The sequence below is a fragment of the Micromonospora sp. HB375 genome (genome assembly GCF_017872985.1).
Classification (GTDB): Bacteria; Actinomycetota; Actinomycetes; order Mycobacteriales; family Micromonosporaceae; genus Micromonospora; species Micromonospora chalcea.
In genome coordinates, this window is sequence record NZ_JAGGJO010000001.1 from 1,809,848 (window position 1) to 1,827,863 (window position 18,016).

Genomic DNA, 18,016 nt, shown 5'->3' on the forward strand with positions numbered 1-18,016 from the left:
GCTGTGAATGCTGTGAACAAGGGCCATTGCCACGACCGCCTACACGAGGCGGTGCCGTAGCCCACATCGCCCCTCGTTGGTGCATCATGCTGTCTCATGTTCGTGGATCAGCGGCGTTTTTCCTTCCTGGCCGATCTTCGGGAACAGTGGGAGGCCATCCGGGACGAGTGCCTTGCTCTGCCGCGGGAGACCTATCAGCCGTGGGTGCAACGCGAGATGTACGGCCAGGGCTGGAGCGTGTACGGCCTCGTCGCCTTCGGGAAACGGATCGAGGAAGCGCTCGACGCGTGCCCGCACACTGCCTCCGCGTTGACGAAGGTCCCTCACCTGACGACCGCTGGGTTTTCTCGAATGGCTCCTGGTACCCACATCAAGCCCCACCAGGGATGGGTGACGACCGTCTACCGCGCCCACCTCGGGCTGGTCGTGCCAGAGGACTGCGCGCTGCGCGTGGGCGACGAGACCCGGCAATGGAGCGAGGGCGAGAGCCTCGTCTTCGACGACACCGTCACGCACGAGGCGTGGAACTACGGCTCCAGCGACCGCATCGTGCTTCTGTTCGACTTCGCCCGTCCCGGCTACGAGGACATGCCGCAAGACGAACTGCCGGCCTCGGTGGCAAGCTTCGTGCGGCGCGGCGGATGACCGAGACAGGCCGGCCCAGCTCCGCGGCCCTGCTTCATCCTGCCGGTTCGAAGAACCCGACCGCATACGAGGCCACTGCAACACCTGAGGACGTCACGCTACGCGCAGCGCCCTACGCGGTAGACCCAGATGCCGTGTCGTTGGCTGCCCGGACCAGGACTACCTTGCCTCGATGACGTTCAACTTCGGGATCCCCGGTTACCAGCCAGACTGGCGCCACGGAATATCCGACATCGCCAGCCGTCACGCCCAGCGACTACGGGGCCTCGTGGGCCGCAGGCTGACGTCCACCTGGGTGGTCTGGGATGACGACGACGATTCGTGGTTCGCCGACTGCCCGATGGTGCTCGACTTCGATGAGGAACGCCTGGAGATCAACCATCAGAAGTTCGACGACATCTCGATCACCTGGTGCACGATCGACGTGACCCGGGCGCCGCTATGGCCGACATCGGATGGCTTTCGCCTGCGGTGGCGCGACGATGCTCCCGCGTCGTTGGCTGCTCGACACGGGCAGCGCCTGACGGCGGTGGAGCTCCTGGAGTACGTCGGGGGCGACACGGCGGACGGCAGCGTGGCCCTGGGTCTGCGATTCGCCGATGACTGGCTGACGATTTACAACGCCCTGGACGAGAACGGGATCGAGGTCGGCGAGATCTCCCCGCAGTACCGCCGACACCGTCTGAGCTGATCGCGACTCCGGAATCGACGGCAAGGCGGTCAGGGGCAAAAGCGTGCGAGTTCATGACACGGGTTGAAGCTGAACGAGGACCATCCAGGTGTCACCATCGGCGCGATACGTCGCACGGACCCGGTATTCGCCCGGGCAGAGATCGATCACGAGGCGGTTGTCGGGCTCCAACTCCGCCCCCGGCCACGCCGAATCGAACAGCACGACTGGCCCGTCCACCACCCAATGGACATCCTCATCTGCGTCCCAATCCACGCCATCACGTACCGCTCGGCGGGCAGCGCTCACCAGATCGTCTTCCTCGTACGCCGCTGCCCACCGCAGGAACAGCCGTTCCGAGGACAGGTACGTCGTCATTGCCGGCTCGTCGCCCAGAACAAGCGCCTGCCGCTGACCGATGGCGACCACGCCGACGTAACCGTCGATCGCGCACGCCCGGCCGTAGTCCCCCCAGCTCTCCACGGGTCCATCCGTGCTATCAGCGCCGCTCCACAGTGACAGCGCCGATTGCGGAGCGACGAGCAGCGGCCCGCCAGCCGACGAAACCCACGTGTACTGCAATGACCTACCTCCCGTCGTGATCTTGCCAGGTCACGTCGATACACGAGTGCCCGCCGAGACGCGGCAGAACGCTGTCCTCGCGCACGTCGTCGGCGGGCGACCCCCTTCGGTGTCCGTGAGCGGTTAGCGGCGACGCAGGTCCCGCGGGCGGGAACCCGGCGGCGGTCCGGTGCGGCTGCTGGTGGCGGTGGCGCCATGGACTCCGGCACCGGATTGTTTGGCCTGATACATGGCGGTGTCGGCCTGGTGCAGCAGGGCCCGCGGGCTGACGCCGAGGGCGGCGCTGGTATGCCCGACGCTGGCGCGCAGAGTCAGCGTGTGCGCGCCGAGGTCGACGGAATGGCGGCCGACCGCCCGCCAGGCGGCGCGGGCGGCGGCGGCAACGTCGTCGGGGCCGCCGTCGACCAGCAGGGCGAACTCGTCGCCGGACAGGCGCGCGGCGAGGCGCACCGGCCCTCGCAGGGCGGCCAGCCGTCGGCCGACCTCGGTGAGGACGTCGTTGCCGGCCTCGTGGCCGAAGGTGTCGTTGACGGCTTTGAAGCCGTCGAGGTCGAGCAGGACGAGCCCGAACGGGGCATCGGCGCGGGTGGCGCGGGTGAGGGCGGCGAGCAGGGCCCGCCGATTCGGTAGGCCGGTGGTGTCGTCGTGGCCGGCGGCGTAGCGGGCGCGGGCCAGCGCCTGCTGCTGGCGCCACAGCAGGGCTGCGGCGAGGGCGAGACCGGCGAGGACTCCACCGGCGGCGGTGACGATCGAGGTCAGGATGGGAGACACTTCGGACGCTCCTTTCTACGGAAGGAGCACCGGGGGCGGGCGTGGTTCCGGGAAGTTCGACGCCCGCCTCCGGGCTACCGGCAGGGCGGGGTCGGTCAGGCGGTCGGGTCGGCGAGGGCGAACGTGGCGGGTTTCTCGGCGACCAGGACCGCTCGCCCGGTTCCGACGAGTTTCACGGCGGCGTTGTGGACCGCGCCCGCGCTGGCCTTCTTCGCGCCGGTTCCCTCGTTGGCCCGGTCTACCAGCCTGCACAGCTCGCTTACCTTGTACTGCCGGCCGGGGTTGGCCTCGAGGACGTCGAGGATCGCGCCGCGCAGGGTGCCCGACGCCCGCCGAGTAGGGGCTTGTGCCGCCGCCTCGCCCGTCGTCTGCGTGGTCGGCGGTACGGCCGGTGCTTCCATGCTGGGTTCACCCGTGGTGCTGTCGGTGGTCGTGCCAGCAGGCAGACCATCCGGTGTGGCCGGTTCGGCGTCCGCATCGTTCGCTGCGGACGTCGCTCCGATGGCCTGGCCGATGCTGTCGGCCGCGATTGGCACCTCGAGCTCGGCAGTCGAGCGGGCGTTGTCGTCGCCGTGCTCGGTGTCGGTGCCCTCGGCCTCAGCGGCCGCCTCGGCTACCGCGTCGGCATCACCAGGAGCCGGCGATGCCGATTCCTGGAGGGCGTTCGGCTGCCCGTCGGCGGCAACCTCAACGGCTGGCCGATCGGCGCCGTCTTTGTCGTCAGCCTCCCCAGTGCCCTGCCTGTCGTCGCCGATCGGACCGTGACCGGCGGAGGTACCGGGTGTGTCGGTGTCGCGGGTAGCGGGCTCCGCTGCGGGCTCACCGTGTCCGCCCTGTTCGGTATGCGCGCGGCCGGCGTCGGTCAGCCGCCACAGGGTGGGTCCGGTGTCGCTTCGGGTGGGCTCGGCCAGTCCCGCGCTTGCCAGGGTGCGCAGTTTCGGGGTGGTGGTGGAGTAGCCGAGGCCGGCTTCGGTGGCGATGGCAGCGGCGGTGGCCTCGCCGAGCCGGTGCAGCGCGGCGAGGACCTTCTCGACGCTGGGTGCCAGTGGCGCTGGTTCGGCCGTGTCGGTGGTCGTGCTGGTGGGGGTGCTGGTCATGGGCGCGTGGCCCCCTTTCTCCTGCCCTCGGCAGGGGTCGGTGAGTGAGGCGTGCACTGATGCACGCTTCGGATCGGGTTTTGATCAAGTCGTCTGCCCGGGATGCGGGACTCTGCGGGGCGCGTCCAGGTGTGTCGCCCGGTGATCGCCCGCCGGACGGCACGGCGGGGACCGGGGTCAGTGGGCGGCGTGGTAGGCGTCGCGCACCGCGGCGGGGATGACGCCGCCGGTTCGTGGCTGGGGCAGGTTTAGCTCCTGCCAGTTGACGGTCCACCACCAGGTGCGGATCTCCTGGCTCTGGGTGCGGCCGGTCGCGGTGTCGTCCTGCCGCCGTGGTGGCCGGGGCTGTTTCGGCAGGCGCCGTCCGGCGGTGATGAACGGGCCGAACGCCGCTGCCATCCGGTCGAAGTTGCCGGCGGACAGGTCGATCTCGTAGGTGACGCCGTTGAAGGCGAACTGGTAGGTGGCGACGTCGTCGGTGGAGCCGTCGAGGTCGTCGACGAGGATCGCGGTGGTCTTGGTGGCCACGAGGGCCACCTCCTTTCCTCTCGGGGTGGGTTACTAGGCGGGCTGGTGGGTGCCGAGGCCGAGCTGGTGGCCGATGACGGGCCCGCGGTGCACAGCGGCGACGGCGGCGGGCAGGTGTCGGCGTTGCCAGCCGTGCAGGGCGGCGGTGAGGTCAGCTCGGTACTTGCGGTGCTGGGTGAGGGCGGCAGCGAGGCCGGCAGCTTGTTCGATGCCGTTGTTGGCGCCGCGCGCGGTGTGGGGGCGCACGGGGGCGAGGGCGTCGCCGAGCAGAACGGCGTGACCGGCGCCGACGGGCCAGACCATGCGCTGCGGTGGGGTGATGTCGAGGACCGGTACCGCCATGCGGGTGGTGGTGGCGTGCACGACGGCGGCGTGGTCGGCCGGGAGGAGCAGGTCGGCGTGGGTGTCGACGTGGGCGCGGGCGGCGGGGCTGACGTGCCGGGGCAGAGCGAAGACCCGGCGGGTGGGGTCGGCGCCGAACCGCTGCGCGTACTCGGTGCTGGTGCAGTTGAGGTAGAAGGTCCAGTCGCATCCTCCGGCTACCGGGGCGAGGTTGAACTGCACGCCCGGGCAAGGCTGCAACCGCAGGAAATCCCGCAGCCCGGGCTCGGGGGCGATGTCGGCGACGCCGCGGTGGGCGACGTAGCCCGCGTACCGCAGAGCCCGCTCGGGATCCAGCAGCCGGCGGCCGGTGGAGGACCGGCCGTCGGCGAACACGACCAGGTCGGCGGCCGCGGTGTGGCCATCGCGGAACCGCAGCACCGGCCGACCGTCCTGCTCGACCAGGGCGGTGACCTTCATACCGGTGTGCAGGACACCGGCGGGCAGGCGGCGGATCAGCGCCTGGTGCAGCAGCGTCCAGGTGGTGTTCCGCCCCGGATAGGTACGCCGGATCGTCTCGGCCGGATGGCGGTCGCGGACGGTCATCTGGACGATGGCCTCGGAGTCGTGGGCGACGAACTCGTGCTGGCCGATGTCGAGGCGGTCGAGCACGTCGAGGGCCGGGTGTTCCAGGCCGATGAGGCCGCCGCCCAGAGGCGCGGACGCCGGCGCGGCCTCAAAGACGGTGACGTCGTCGAATCCGGCGCGCAGCAACAGCAGCGCGGTGACCGGGCCGGTGATACTGCCGCCAATGACGGCGATGCTGGGCTGGCGGCCGGAGGCCGGCCTGGTGGCGGATGTCATGAGGGGTTCCCTTCTGGAGGGCGGGAAACCCGGGCACGGCCGTGCCCGGGTGTGCGCGAGTGCGCGGGGTGGCCGGGCATCGGCCAGGTGGTGCCAGTGAGAAGGCGGGTCAGCGACGGTGGACCGCGGACACACAGGCCAGCCGCCTTGATGCGGCGGGCGGATGGAGGCTCGGAAGGCGCGGCGCCCCGGGCTGCGTCCGCTGGTGCCGAGGTGCGACCGGGCCGGCAGGGCGGCGCGGGAAGGTGTGGTCTCGGCGGGTTAGCGGACGGGCGTGGTGAACGGAGGCGGCACGGGAAGGATCCGCCGGGCCCGCTGCAGTACCTCGTCGGCGACCGTGATCAGCGGTGTCGCGTCCGGGGGCGTGGCTGGGGTCGTGCGGTGCCAGCCACTACCGGGGCTGCTCGCGATGATCGTCCAGGTGAACAGCGGGGTGAGGACTTCGGCGACCGCCGTGCTCTGCGTGGCGTAGCTGTCGCGGCAGACCCGCACCCGCAGGACGTACCCGTCGGAGTGGTGCACCCGGGTCAGCTCGTAGCTGCCAGGGCCGCCCTGATGGAACACCTCGTCGACGATCACCGCGACCGGCCCTCCGGGTCGGTGGCGCGGGTCGTCGCCTCGGACGCGACACGGATCCAGGGCCACTGGTAGGCGCCGATGGCGTAGCAGCCGTTGGCGTCCGGGACGACCCGGTCGTCTTCGACCCATCTACTGCCCAGGCCGTCGTCGTCCTCCCACTCGACGGTGACCGCGTCGCCGTCGAACCGCAGCCGGGGATGCTCGCCGGGCATGTCACCGGGGTGGAGGGCGTCGAGGTGGGCGGCCATGCGCTGCACCGCGAACCGAGGGAAGCGGCACAGCACCCCGGCGCGGGAGAGGGTGGTGTAGCCGGTGGCGACCATGGCGCGGTAGGCGCCGCCGCCGACCACGTCGCAGGTCACCGTCGCCGGGGCCCAGGTGGCAAGCGGCGGGGTGATGTCGCCGCGGCTGCGGACGATGCGGTAGCGGACGTCGCTCGCCGGGTCCGGGTGCAGCCCGAACCAGCGCATCTCGTGGCGGCGGGCGCAGCGGAGCAGGTCGAGCAGGTCCCGGTGGCCGTCGACGTGTTCGGTGTGCAGGGGCAGGAATCCGTGTCCGTCGTCGGTAGGGATCGGGTTGCCGGTGGCGCCGGTGGCGGTGTGGGTCCAGGTTTCGGCGCGGACGCGGTGGTCGGCGCCGTCGGTGTCGTACCAGCGGGGGACGCCGTTGGAGGACAACCAGTCACCGTCGGCGTCGTGGGACCAGATGAGCGCGGCCTGGTCCGGGACACCGGCCCGGTACTGCTGCCGGCTCTTCAGGTGCGCGCGGGTGGCGGCGACGTGTTCGGCGAGGGGTAGGACGTCGTCGACGCGGAACCACAGTCGGTCGGACATGGCGAAGGAACCTCCTGATGGGGGAAGAGGGAAAGGTCGGCCGTTCGCCGGCCGGGCTTGCGGGGCGCCCCAGCCCGGGGCGCCGGGCCGTGCGCGGGCGGCAGAGTGCTCACACCCGCTGCGGCGACGTCCGGCGTCGGACCGGAAATCCGGATCGAGCGCGAGTGCCAGGTGGAGCTGAGGTTCGGGTGGCGGTGTCGGCGAGTACCCCGACAGGCGATGACCTGCCACGGTGGTCTCGCCGCGCTGGTCGGGTTAGGGGTGTGCGTCGCAGGCCGGCGGGGCTCATGGGTGCGGCTGGTAGAGCTCGCTGTCTGCTGCCAGGGCCGGCGCGGCGCGGTTGGGAAGGGGGGTGGAGCCGGTCGGGCCGCCGCCGATCCCCAGGGAAGAGGGGGGATGGGTGGCGGTGCCCGACCGGTTCCGGTGCGGTGGTGTTACAGGGCGACGGCGAGCAGCCGCTGGTCGGTCTCGACGCTGTCGAGGTACCGCATCGCCTGCTCGAGGTAGGTCACCCGGTGGGTGAGGGCGTCGCTCGCGGGTGCGAGCTTGTGCCCGTCCGGCGTGAGCAGGGCGTCGCCACAGACGGCGGTGGTGGCGCTGTAGTGCTGGTAGGCCATCGGGCCTGCCTGGAACATCTCCAGCTCACCCACGGCAAGGTGGGCGGCGCCGTAGCTGGCCGCGTTGTGCATCCGCATCGCGTTGACGCGGGGTTGCTGGTGGAAGTCCGCCTCGGCCCGCTCGCGCGGGTAGCGGGCGGGATCCGCCAGGTGACGGGCCAGCAGGGTCGGCCACGGGGCGGCCGGCCGGGTGCCGTGCACGACCCGCTGCCACAGTTGATGGCGGATGCCGGCGCCGACGCCGGCGGCGTGGCGCACGGCGGCGAGGTCGAGCAGCTTGACCGGTCCGCCGGCGCAGTACACCGGACGTCCCTTGCGAGGTGCGACCAGGTCGCGTCGCTGCCACAGCCACATGTCTGGGATGGCCCAGAAGCGGGGCTGCAGGGTGCCGGACACGCCGAAGTGCCGGTCGAGCTGGGTGGCGGTCAGGGCCTGCGACGGCAGTCCGTCGGGCAGGCAGACGATCATGGTGTTGATCGTCGCGGTCTGCGTGACCACCGGGCTGGTGGGTGCCGTGGTGGCGGCGGTGGTGGCCGCAGGGGTGAGCTTGCGGCCCGGGCGGGGCGTCACCGTCGGCACGCGGGTGCCGAAGCGGCTCAGCGGAGTCGCGGCACCGTTGGTTGCGGTCATCTGGGGTTCCTCCTTCGGTAGGGCGCGTTGTCGGGCGCGCGGAAGCGGCCGGCCCACCGGGTACATGAGTCGACTCACGGGACGAACAGGGGATGGGCGCAGCAGAGTGGCTGCTGGTGGAGCGGGATGGTGCGGGGTGGTGCGGTGCGACCTGGGGGTCGCCGCGCGGCGCGGGCGCCGACCGGCCGACAAGGGCGGGTGGGCAGAGCGCACCGTGAGGTGCGGCGGTGGTTCCCGAGGCGGGACCGGACCGGGTGGAGCGATATATGGGTGAAGGTGGTGCCGATGAAGGTAGCGGCCGGATCTGTCAGCGCCGGCCGCCGTCATGATCGTCAGTAGTGCCGTCGACCTGCACTGTCAGACGACCGCCCGATTCCTCGGGCAAGGGACGGCGAGGCTGTGAGATCCGGTCGGTCTCACAGCCGCCCACGACAGTGGACGGCTCCCCTGCGCGTGCGGTGAAGGTGAATGTCAGGGCTCCGGGTCGGGGCCGCTGGGGTCGGCGTCGGGGAAGCGGTGCGGGTTGGTGGACGGGTTGTCCGGGCCGTGGTCGGACGGCAGTTCGTGCAGCCAGCGGCGCGGCCCGGGGTCGGTGGTCAACGTCCAGGCAGGCCCGGCGGGGTGCTCGCCGTGAAGGCCGGTGGCCACGGGCATGGCGGTGGGCACCCCGGCGAGGGCGTCGAGGAGGTGCTGCTCGCGGCGGCGGCCGGGGACGCGCAGCAGCACCGGGTAGCGGGGCCCGTAGCGGGCGAGCTGCTCGTAGGCGCGCAGCTTCCGCAGCACGGTACCGAGGGGTTCGGTGCCATTGTCGTGTTCGAGGAAGAACCCGACGGTGCGCCCTCCGGCGTGCCAAATGCCGTGCCCGTCGGGCTGGACACCGGTGCCGCTGCCGGCGGCGTAGGAGGCGGCGGCGAAGGCGGCGGTGGTGTGCTGTTCGGACCACCACCGCGCCAGCCGGGCGTTTTCGTCGGTGCGGGCGTAGCCGAGCAGGTCGATGAACAGCTGGTTGGTGCCGAGCAGGTGGGGCAGGCGGCGGCTGCCGATGATGCGTTCGGTGCGGTCGATGCTGGTCCGGGGAGCGCGGACGCCTGCGTGGTTCGGGTCGTTGAACTGGGAGGGGTGGACCACGGTGCCGAGCGGGCCGAGGGTGTAGAGGTACTGGCCGCTGCCGGTGGTGACGTCGACGAACCGGCTGACCGCCTCCATCTGGTGCAACTGGGCGAGTCGGAGCCGGGCCGAGCGACGCGATGGGAACAGCGCCGTAGTGATCTGGTCGGTGGACAGCACGTAGTGCTCGGCGAGCCACCGCAACAGCTGATGATCACGGACGGTAAGACGACGAAGCCGGTCAAGACGAGCAAGACGAGACGACGAACGGGAACCAGGCGAAGAGCCGGAGGAAGAGGCAGAAGCCGAGCGGGAGACGGAGTTGTTGGTGGACACGGTGGATGCTCCAAGCGGAAGAGGAGTCCCTCCGAGGGAGGGTGTCTGAGTTCGGTGAGATGGTCACCGGAGGCTGGACACGGCCGGTGAGCGGCACTGACAGACCCGGACGGCCGGATCTGTCAGTGCGGTGTGATGATCGGTGGTGAAGGGCTGGTGAAGCCCGCACGGAAGGGGCGACCGGGACTCGGTCAACCTCGGTCGACCGCTCCGTCGATCTTGCTTCAACCGTCCTGCGGCGTTCAGGTGTTCGCCTTCGGAGCGCTCTTGCCACGGGACCGGCGGTTGTCGTCGGGTCGGGCCGAGAACCGGTCGACGAGGTCGTCGATCGCGCTGGTGTCCTGCGCCGGAACCGCCTCCGCCGCGGCCTGACGGATCGCCGTCGCCTCACCCACGACCGGCTTCGGCGGCCGGGTCCTGAGGGTGAACGCCGGCGTCTGCCGCCCACCGACGACGAGCCGCCCGACAGCGGTGTAGGCGTCCAGGTGCGTCAGGTCGTGCTCGTCGAGCTCGGGCAGGGTATGTCGGGCGAGGACACGGGCGTCCTCCGGGGCGACGGAGAAGTACAGCTTGTTGCGGGCGTTGGCCGACGCGGCGGCGAGGAGGTCCTTCGGGAACTGGGCCAGGTCCTGGTGCGCGAGAACCATCGACAGCCGGTACTTGCGCGCTTCCGCCAACATCGAGTCGAGACTGTTGGCGAGGGTCAGGAAGTTCTGACACTCGTCGATGATCAGCGTGGCGTCCCGGCGTCTGTGGGCGGGCACGCTGGCGCGGGCGGTGGCGGCCTGCCACACCTGGGCCAGCACGAGGGAGCCAAGCAGCTTGCTGGTGTCCTCGCCGAGCTGGCCTTTCGGGATTCTGACGAGGAGGGCACCGCCGTCGAGGACCTTGCCCATGTCGAAGCTGGAGCGGGGGTAGCGCATGGTGCGCTTGACGAAGTCCCGCAGCAGGAACGCCCGCAACCGCGCGAGGACGGGGCCGATGACCTGGGAGCGTAGGGCCGGGTTGAGCTGGTCGTACCACTGCCAGAACCCGGACAGGCCGGCCGGGTCGTCCAGGCCGACGGTCATCGCGCTTCTGAACTGGGCGGAGTTGAGCAGGGGCGGGATGTGCTGGAGGGTGACGTTGGCGTGCCGCAGCAGGGTCAGGCAGGCCACCCGCATGACGTCGTCCATCCGCGGCCCCCACGCCTTGGCGAAGATGTTCCCGAAGATCGACACGAGGTTGTCGACGACCAGGTCCGGGTCGTCGCCGGACAGCGGGTTGAGGGTGGGCGGGTTGGGCTGGTCGGGGTCGAACAGCACCACCCGCCCGGCGACGCTGGCGGGGAGCCGGTCGAGGATGTCGAGGACCATGTCGCCGTGCGGGTCGATGACGACGGTGCCCCGGCCGGCTTTGATGTCCTCGACGGCCATGTTGACCAGCAGGGTGGTCTTTCCGGAGCCCGTCGATCCGACCACATGCAGGTGATACCGCGCATCCGCCACGGACAGGGCCACCGCGTGGCCACCGACTTCGGCGTCACCCAGAACCTTCGTGCCTCGGCCGCCGGTCGGTACCGCCACTGGGGCGGGCATCGACTTCGCCCGCGCCCGATCCAGCCCCGGCACGGCCAGATCCCGCGGCAGCGCGGCCAGGACGGCCAGTTCGGGGGTGGAGGCCAGGAACCCTGATCCGAGCCGCCGTATCGCCAGCACGGCCACCGGTCGCGCCATCCGCGCCCGGTGCGCAAGGCGGTTGCGGCCGGCGTACACGGCGAACGACGAGGCGACCGCGTCCGCGATGCCCCGCAGCCTGGCCTGCGGCCGGGACCCACCACGGTGGTTGTTCTTCGCGACGGCGTAGCGGATACCGATCGTCCACAGCGGCTGGGCGGTCTTGTCGAGGATCGCCCGCACGTCCCGCTCCACACCGGGATCCCGGCGGCCGGCCGGCCGGCCGCCGCTGCGGGCGGTGGTGGTGCGGCCGGGAAGAAACGCCTCGATCAGCCACAGCAGCGGCGCGGCGGGATCGATGCCCGGTACGGCCGTCTTGCCGTCGCGGAGCCGGCCGGCGGTGCGGCGGGCGCGTGCGGCCCGGCGTGGGGTGGCGGGGCGGGCGAGGATCTGCACGCAGGCGTACTCGTCCGATTTGAGCTGCGAGCCGGCGGACATCAGCGCTCGTAATGGGTCGTTGTCGTGGTCGGTGTTGATCGGTAGCCACTCGGCCGCCGTCGGCAGGAGGTGCCCGCCGACGGCGGCCGGCACGTCCAGTGGGATCGGCGGTAGCGCCTGGTCGTCGGTGGTGCAGGTGGCGCCGGGCCAGGCGGCCCGCACGGCGGCCTCGACCGCCCCGGCCGGCACTGTGCCGGGCACCCAGATCGAGATGAGGAGCTGCCGGCCGGTCCAGGTGTACTGCCACACCACGTGCGGACTGCCGTACAGCAGCCGCCGTCGGCGCGACGGGGTGAGCGTGCCGTGCAGGTTCGCCCACAGCGCGGCGGCGCTGTGCGGGTCGACCTCCGGTGGTGGGGCGACCGTGACGAGGCGGGCCCGGTCGGCGTGGCGGCGGTGCCGCCACCCGTCGAGCAGGTTGCGCCCGGCGACGGACGCGACCAGCAGGGCGGCGGCGACACCGAGCAGCCACGGCCGGTCTACCACCCAATCGGCGGCGTGCAGAACCCAGCGCGTGGGCGCGCTCGGCGGGGCAATGACTCCGCCGCCCGGCCCGGAAGGACTGGGCGCCGGTACCGGCGATGCGACAAGGGACGGTGTCACAGGTCCTCCTCCCCGTCGTCGAGGTCGGCGAGGTCGGACGGTGTGGTGGTCGCGAGAAGATGTTCGGCCTGCGAGGAGATCGACTCGAACGCGGTCCGGTTCGTGCCGGAGATCAGCAGACCGTGCCCGACCCGGGCCGACAGCAGCATCCGCCGCTCGCCCGCGGTCAGTCCGAACGCGTCGGCGACCTGGTCGATGGCCTGCGGGGCCTGCTTGAGCAGCACCTGCGTGGCCGCATTCGACACGACGGCGTGGCCGAGGTCGGTGCCGAGCACGTCGGCGACGTCCTGAGTGATGACCGACAGGCCGGCATTGCGCTTGCGGCCGGCCTTGCTCATCTTGAACAGGAACCGGGCGCCTTCCCCGTCGCGCATCAGCAGCCACGCCTCATCCACCACCACCAGCCGCCGGCCCTGCGGGCGGGATCCTTCGCGGGGCCGCCGCCGATATTGGGGTGGGAGGTCGACCTGTCGCCAGATCTCGTCCAGCGCGAGCAGGGTGCCGACGGTGCGCAGTTCGTCCGGCAGGTGCCGCAGGCTCCAGACCACGAGGTGCCCGTCCGGGCGGGTCGTGGTCGGTGCGTCGAACAGGTCGGAGAACGAACCGGCCACCCACGGCGCCAGCCGGGCGGCCAACTCGTGGGCGGCCGGGTTGCCGTCGGCCCGCAGTGTCGCGGCCAGATCCTTCAACAGGGGAGCGGGCCGATGGTGGGTGGCCGGATCGGCGGTGATGCCCGCCTGCCGGTACACCTGCAGGATCGCCCGGTCCAGGGCGGCGCGCTCTGCGGGTGGCGGCACCTGTCCCAATAGGACGCTGATCAACGTGTGGAGGAACAGGCCGCGGCGGGTGAGCACGTCCGGGCGGCCGTCTCCGGCCGGCAGATCCAGGGGGTTGATCTTCACGCCGGGTGCGCCGAGCCGCACGATGGTCCCGCCGACCGCGTCCGCGAGGCGGAGGTATTCGTCCTCGGGGTCGACGACGGCGACCTGCACCCCCTGATAGAGCTGGCGGAGGATGTCGAGTTTGACGAAGTAGGACTTGCCGGCGCCGGATCGGGCCAGGATCACGCTGTTGTGGTTCTCCTGCGCCCACCGGTCCCACCAGACGATGCCCTGGGAGTCCGGGTTGACCCCGTACAGCACCCCGCCGGTGGTGGCCGGGTCGCCGGGCAGCGGCGCGGGCAGGTCCGCCGACGCGAGGGGGAACGCGGCCGCCAGGGCTTGGGTGTCCATGGTGCGGCGCATCTGCAGGCTGTCGGTCGCAAGCGGCAGGGTGGTGGTCCAGCCGGGCAGGTGCCGCCACGTCGCGGGCTGCACCTCGATCAGGGTGGACGCGGCGGCGGCCTTCACCTGCGCACACGCGTCGAGGAGTTCGGCTTCGGTGCGGGCGTGCACGGTCAGGTACAGGCCGACGCGGAACAGCTTCGCCGCCCCGCGGGCGAGGCGTTCGGCGAGGTCGGCGGCGTCGTCGGCGGCGGCCTCCACGTACGGGTCGGCCAACTTCCCTTTCTCGGCATCGGCCCGCCGGGACGATTCGAAGCGGGCGCGCTGGTTGCGCAGCCGGGACGCCGCCACCGGGGCGGGGATCGGGTCGATGTGCAACGCGAGGTCGAGGCGGCCCGGCCAGGACAGCAGCGGCTCCAGCCACGCCGGCCCGACCTCGGCCGGATACCCGGTCACCACCAGCGTGGCGGCGTAGCCGTCTCCGACTCGCAGGAACCGGGGCGTGACCTCCACCGAAGCCGGTGCCACCGCCGCCGCCAGTCCTGCGGACGGCGGGCTGGCGCTGGGGTTGTCGTCGTGCGGGGCGCGTCGGCGCCTGACGAAGATCACGATGTCCTCCTGGTGCGTGGCCTCCTGACTGGAGGTCCGGTGATGGTGGTGTGGGGGGCGGCGAGTCCGCCGGGGCGGGGCGGCCGGTACGGGTCGGCCGCGGCGGCCAGGGCGGCGGTCGCGGCGTGGCCGTCCAACGCGCGGGTGGTGACGCCCAGCCCGGACAGCGATTGGACCGTCTGGTCGGCGCGGCGCCGGGCCGCGTGCTCGCCCCGTTCGCCGCGGGTGGTGCGGGTGACGATGAGGACCTGCCGGCGCAACGGATCCCGCCGCTGCGCGAGGTCGTCGAGGAACCGGGCGTGGTCGGCCGCCGCGTCCGCGAGAGCCGGGTGCGGCAGGGCGTCCGCCGCCTGGGCGACGGTGTGGGCGGCGGAGTGCAGGTCGACCGGCTGCGCCGACACCACGATCTGCGTCGGCGTGGACAGGCTGTTGAGCCACCGGCCGAACGTGTCGACCAGGGCAGCTTGCTCGTCGGCGGTGCGCAACGCGAGGTTGACGCTGGTCGCCGCGACCATGGCCGCCTTCACCGCGCCGAGGCTGATCTCCCCGCGGTCGTCGATGGCGTCGGCAGGCAATCTCAGCGGGGCCGGCAGTGTCACCGTCGACGTCGGGGCCTGTACCCAGTCGGGTGTTGTCGCGGTGGTGTCGGTGGTGGACAACGCGCGCGGCGCCCGCCAGTGGCGTACCGCGCAGGCCAGCCACACGTCCATGGGCAGTCCGTCGCGGCGGCCGACAGCGAGGCCGAACACCAGGCCGCCGAGCACGACGCCCGCGCCGAGCAGCACCGGTGCGGGCACGACGGTGTGCAGGGCCTTCCCGCCGCCATAGAAGGCGATGGCGGCCACCGCCACGATCGCCAGTTGCCGGAACGTCAGCCCGTAGAGCACCTTGTCCGGCGCGTCCACATCGGCGGGCATGCGGGCGGTGACGGGCTGTTCGTCGCGGTGGTCGCGGTTCATCGGCGCACCGCCCCAAGGCCGGGGGTGCGCAGCCCGCGGGTGAGTTGCTGCACCACGACGACCCGCACGACCGCGCCGAGCGGATTGCCGCCACGCCCGCCTGCGCCGCTGGTGGCGTAGCGGTGCATCAGCGCCGGCACCTTGACCGTGGTCCACAGCAGGACCATCACGACGAACAGGTTGAGCGTCCCGCCTGGTTCGACCGGCAGGCCCAGCAGCGGCAGCATGGCGCTGGTGTCCAGCAGCATCCACTGGCCGGCGAACAGCACGAACGCCTGCACCACCGGGATGGCCAGCATGGCGACGTACGACCGCCACCACAGGCGGGCCACGCCGTCGGTTTGCGGCAGGGCGTGGCACGCGAGGGCGATCGGCGCGACCGCGGTGAGCACCAGCGCGACCGCGAAGCGGACGATCACACTGCAAGCGGTGGCGGCGAGCAGGACAACGATGATCGCCAGGCAGACGACGAACAGCAGACCGGCGCTCTGGTCCCGCGCGGCCATCAGGTGGGTCTTGACGGCGTCGAGGGCCCCGTCACCGTTGAAGTCCTGCGCGGTCAGGGCGGTGGTGAACGCGTTCGCGACCTCGATCAGCGTGCCGGCGATCAGCTGCGAGAAGTGGGCGGTGACGAACCCGACCACGCACCGCGGCAGGAGATCCTTGACGGTGTAGCGGGCGCGTTCGTCACCGCCGGCGACCATGGTGAGAACACCAGCGGTGACGAACGCCAGGACGAAGACGGTGTCGACGACCCAGACCGACCGTCCGGTCAGGGCCTGCACCTGCGGCAGCGCGGTGACGTCCGGGGTGATCAGCAGCGCGCGGGTGATCGCGGTGATGAGCCCGTTCAGGCAATCCAGCAGCAGACCGGCGAACCAGTCGAGGATCTGGTTGAGCGCCCAGGCCATCGTCAGCCTCCGACGATTCCCTGAACGACCCTCAGCAGGACGGGCGCGAGCACGGCCAGGCCGTAGCCGATCAGCGCGTTCTTCAACGCGCCCTTGGCCTTGTCGACCTGGACGGGGTCGCCGCCGGCGGTGGCCCAGTACACCCCGGCCAGGACCAGGAACAGGGTGGCGACGGCGGCCAGGATGCCCATCACCCAGGCCTGCAGGTTGGCGATGACGGTGGGCAGGTCGTTGACGGCCAGGATGACCGGCTCACCGGCGTCGCCGTAGGCGACGGCGGGCACGGCCAGCATCCCGAGGGCAGCCGCGGCGGGCGCGGCGACCCGGGCGACGCGGCGAAGCGTGGACAGCACGATGGTCAGAGCACGAGACCGTGCCCACAACGTGGGGAACATGGGTGGCTGCACCTCCCGCACCGGCTCACGGCCGGCGCGAATAGTCGAAACGGCGGTCGGGGTGCCGCCGCCGGGCGCGGGAGACACATGCCGGACAGGGGAGCGCGGTGAACCTCGGGAGGAGCTCGTCCTCCCGTTCGGGTCAGCGGCGATCGATGAGGTGTCAGCGCATCAACGTGGCGCGGCACCCGAGGCACCCGGTCCCGTGTCAGCCCTATGTCCCGGCCCGACGGCGGGCGAAACCAAACCTCCGCATGACGCCGTGGTGGCGCCGGAGGAGTTCCGCACCCTCAAACCGGCGTTTGTGAGCCCTGGCGAACACCTGCCGGTCCCACAGCGCTCCGACACGACCTCACAAACCTCTAGCGACCCTGGCCGGAACGCCTTTCCGGACGAGCATGCCGCTGGTGACGGAACCGTCTGTCGGCGTTGGTGCCGGAGCCTCACAGCCGCCTCCTCGACATCCCCTGGGCGCCGTGGTGAGAGTCCCGACATCCCGCCCCGCAGCGGTTCACGGCGGTTCGCCGCCGTACCCGGGGTGGGAGCCGGCGGCCGCTGCGGCACGGCAGGGTCGCCGCACACGGTCGCGGACCCGACCAGATGGCCGGGCCCGCGTCGGGGCGCTCAACGGGGGATGGCCCCTCAGGCGGCTGCCAGCCTCACCCGCGCCGCGGCCGGTCGCGGACCGGCGCCGCGGGCGGCCCGAATGTGCTGGCGTCGCTCGGCCGCCGCGGCGAGGTCCTCCTGCACCCGCGATGAGATCACCTCGGTGAGAAGCCCGGCGGCGAGCGCTTCGGCGATGCGCACGTCGATGCGCTCGACGCGCCGCCGCAGCGTGTCGACCTCCACGCCGAGCCGGGCGGCGATGGGTTCGATGGCCCGCCGGCCCAGCCGCAGGTCGATGTAGGGCTGCTCATCGCACTCATCGACGATGCCCACCTCGACGGCGCGGCGCACGAGGAGGTCCGGATGCCCGTAGGGCCGCCTCGGAGTACGCGGGCCGGTGACGTGATCGAGGTCGTCCACCGGCACGGCCTCGACGCCAGCACGCTGCCGCAGTTCATGGCCGGCCCGCCACGCGGCCATGCACAACGCCGCGTACGGCGCCGGGCGGGCCAGGTCAACCCGGTCGCGCAGCGCGGTCAGGAAACCGGTGAGGATCTCGGCGTCCAGGTCGTAGGCGTCGCCGGCCCAGCCGGTATGCAGCCGGCCGGCATAGCGGCGCAGCGCCGGCATCGCCAGGGCGACCGCGGCGATGACCCAGGCCGGCCCATCGAGGCGGGCGCGCAAGATCAGCTCACGCCACACCACGTCCCGCACCCTGTAGGCGCGGGGATGCTCCAGCAGCCACTGCCGCAACGCCGGCAGCGCGATGACACCCCCGGGCAGACCGGTGTCATCACCGAGCTGCCCGACAAGCGAATCGAGGTCCAGGGACAACGGGTCGGGGTCGCAGGTCAGGTCGGCGAACGCGGTGTCCACGGCGTCCAGAGGCGAATCGGGCCAGCCGGTGGCGGAGGAGGTCATGTCAGGAACTCCCATGTCAGAGACGAATGTCGGGACGGGCCGGAGCAGCAGCCGGC

The 18,016-nt window shown here is 71.8% G+C and carries 17 protein-coding genes; 2 read left to right on the forward strand and 15 right to left on the reverse strand.

Annotation, left to right across the window (positions count from 1 at the left end; genetic code table 11):
- Positions 1-96: 96 nt before the first annotated feature.
- Together J3R08_RS08610 and J3R08_RS08615 are read left to right on the forward strand one after the other, a co-directional pair.
- Positions 97-645, forward strand: coding sequence for an aspartyl/asparaginyl beta-hydroxylase domain-containing protein (locus J3R08_RS08610; RefSeq protein WP_209960644.1), 549 nt, complete (start codon positions 97-99; stop codon positions 643-645).
- Between the two features lie 172 nt (positions 646-817).
- Positions 818-1,336 carry a hypothetical protein gene (locus tag J3R08_RS08615; RefSeq protein ID WP_209960645.1) on the forward strand — a complete coding sequence of 173 codons (519 nt, stop codon included), beginning with the start codon at positions 818-820 and terminating at the stop codon, positions 1,334-1,336.
- Between the two features lie 51 nt (positions 1,337-1,387).
- On the opposite strand, the gene J3R08_RS08620 is transcribed toward J3R08_RS08615, so the two are convergent.
- From J3R08_RS08620 to J3R08_RS08690, 15 genes are all read right to left on the reverse strand, one after another.
- Positions 1,388-1,897, reverse strand: coding sequence for an immunity 21 family protein (locus J3R08_RS08620; protein ID WP_245254692.1), 510 nt, complete (start codon positions 1,895-1,897; stop codon positions 1,388-1,390).
- A 123-nt stretch (positions 1,898-2,020) separates the two neighbouring features.
- Positions 2,021-2,668, reverse strand: coding sequence for a GGDEF domain-containing protein (locus tag J3R08_RS08625; RefSeq protein ID WP_209960648.1), 648 nt, complete (start codon positions 2,666-2,668; stop codon positions 2,021-2,023).
- 95 nt (positions 2,669-2,763) lie between these two features.
- On the reverse strand, positions 2,764-3,765 hold the full coding sequence (locus J3R08_RS08630) for a MarR family transcriptional regulator (protein ID WP_209960650.1): 1,002 nt from the start codon (positions 3,763-3,765) through the stop codon (positions 2,764-2,766).
- 177 nt (positions 3,766-3,942) lie between these two features.
- A complete protein-coding gene (locus J3R08_RS08635) occupies positions 3,943-4,293 on the reverse strand; it encodes an Lsr2 family protein (protein WP_128136192.1) in 351 nt (116 codons plus the stop codon).
- 33 nt (positions 4,294-4,326) lie between these two features.
- Entirely contained in the window at positions 4,327-5,478 is a 1,152-nt protein-coding gene (locus tag J3R08_RS08640; RefSeq protein ID WP_209960652.1) for an FAD-dependent monooxygenase, read from the reverse strand.
- A gap of 261 nt (positions 5,479-5,739) precedes the next feature.
- On the reverse strand, positions 5,740-6,057 hold the full coding sequence (locus tag J3R08_RS08645) for a hypothetical protein (RefSeq protein WP_209960654.1): 318 nt from the start codon (positions 6,055-6,057) through the stop codon (positions 5,740-5,742).
- Complete coding sequence (locus tag J3R08_RS08650; protein WP_209960656.1) at positions 6,054-6,890, reverse strand: hypothetical protein; 837 nt, start codon at positions 6,888-6,890, stop codon at positions 6,054-6,056. Before J3R08_RS08650 ends, J3R08_RS08645 begins: the two co-directional genes overlap by 4 nt.
- A gap of 434 nt (positions 6,891-7,324) precedes the next feature.
- Entirely contained in the window at positions 7,325-8,137 is an 813-nt protein-coding gene (locus J3R08_RS08655) for a hypothetical protein (protein WP_209960658.1), read from the reverse strand.
- Between the two features lie 471 nt (positions 8,138-8,608).
- Positions 8,609-9,448: a replication-relaxation family protein gene (locus tag J3R08_RS08660; protein ID WP_209960660.1), complete on the reverse strand. Its 840-nt coding sequence runs from the start codon at positions 9,446-9,448 to the stop codon at positions 8,609-8,611.
- Positions 9,449-9,822: 374 nt separating this feature from the next.
- On the reverse strand, positions 9,823-12,336 hold the full coding sequence (locus tag J3R08_RS08665; RefSeq protein WP_209960662.1) for a type IV secretory system conjugative DNA transfer family protein: 2,514 nt from the start codon (positions 12,334-12,336) through the stop codon (positions 9,823-9,825).
- Complete coding sequence (locus tag J3R08_RS08670; protein ID WP_209960664.1) at positions 12,333-14,168, reverse strand: ATP-binding protein; 1,836 nt, start codon at positions 14,166-14,168, stop codon at positions 12,333-12,335. The genes J3R08_RS08665 and J3R08_RS08670 overlap by 4 nt, the downstream gene beginning before the upstream one ends.
- Positions 14,165-15,127: a PrgI family protein gene (locus J3R08_RS08675; RefSeq protein ID WP_209960666.1), complete on the reverse strand. Its 963-nt coding sequence runs from the start codon at positions 15,125-15,127 to the stop codon at positions 14,165-14,167. The genes J3R08_RS08670 and J3R08_RS08675 overlap by 4 nt, the downstream gene beginning before the upstream one ends.
- The gene (locus J3R08_RS08680) at positions 15,124-16,038 is read right to left on the reverse strand and encodes a conjugal transfer protein TrbL family protein (RefSeq protein ID WP_209960668.1); all 915 of its coding nucleotides are present in this window, start codon (positions 16,036-16,038) and stop codon (positions 15,124-15,126) included. Before J3R08_RS08680 ends, J3R08_RS08675 begins: the two co-directional genes overlap by 4 nt.
- A 2-nt stretch (positions 16,039-16,040) precedes the next feature.
- The gene (locus tag J3R08_RS08685) at positions 16,041-16,433 is read right to left on the reverse strand and encodes a pilin (RefSeq protein WP_209960670.1); all 393 of its coding nucleotides are present in this window, start codon (positions 16,431-16,433) and stop codon (positions 16,041-16,043) included.
- A 642-nt stretch (positions 16,434-17,075) separates the two neighbouring features.
- Positions 17,076-17,960, reverse strand: coding sequence for a hypothetical protein (locus J3R08_RS08690; RefSeq protein ID WP_209964081.1), 885 nt, complete (start codon positions 17,958-17,960; stop codon positions 17,076-17,078).
- Between the last annotated feature and the right edge of the window lie 56 nt (positions 17,961-18,016).

Excerpts from the sequence above, each read along its gene's own strand:
- J3R08_RS08630 (WP_209960650.1), bottom strand. The coding sequence starts at position 3,765 with ATGACCAGCACCCCCACCAGCACGACCACCGACACGGCCGAACCAGCG.
- J3R08_RS08675 (WP_209960666.1), bottom strand. The coding sequence starts at position 15,127 with ATGAACCGCGACCACCGCGACGAACAGCCCGTCACCGCCCGCATGCCC.
- J3R08_RS08610 (WP_209960644.1), top strand. The coding sequence starts at position 97 with ATGTTCGTGGATCAGCGGCGTTTTTCCTTCCTGGCCGATCTTCGGGAA.
- J3R08_RS08640 (WP_209960652.1), bottom strand. The coding sequence starts at position 5,478 with ATGACATCCGCCACCAGGCCGGCCTCCGGCCGCCAGCCCAGCATCGCC.
- J3R08_RS08680 (WP_209960668.1), bottom strand. The coding sequence starts at position 16,038 with ATGGCCTGGGCGCTCAACCAGATCCTCGACTGGTTCGCCGGTCTGCTG.
- J3R08_RS08615 (WP_209960645.1), top strand. The coding sequence starts at position 818 with ATGACGTTCAACTTCGGGATCCCCGGTTACCAGCCAGACTGGCGCCAC.
- J3R08_RS08690 (WP_209964081.1), bottom strand. The coding sequence starts at position 17,960 with ATGACCTCCTCCGCCACCGGCTGGCCCGATTCGCCTCTGGACGCCGTG.
- J3R08_RS08655 (WP_209960658.1), bottom strand. The coding sequence starts at position 8,137 with ATGACCGCAACCAACGGTGCCGCGACTCCGCTGAGCCGCTTCGGCACC.
- J3R08_RS08685 (WP_209960670.1), bottom strand. The coding sequence starts at position 16,433 with ATGTTCCCCACGTTGTGGGCACGGTCTCGTGCTCTGACCATCGTGCTG.
- J3R08_RS08650 (WP_209960656.1), bottom strand. The coding sequence starts at position 6,890 with ATGTCCGACCGACTGTGGTTCCGCGTCGACGACGTCCTACCCCTCGCC.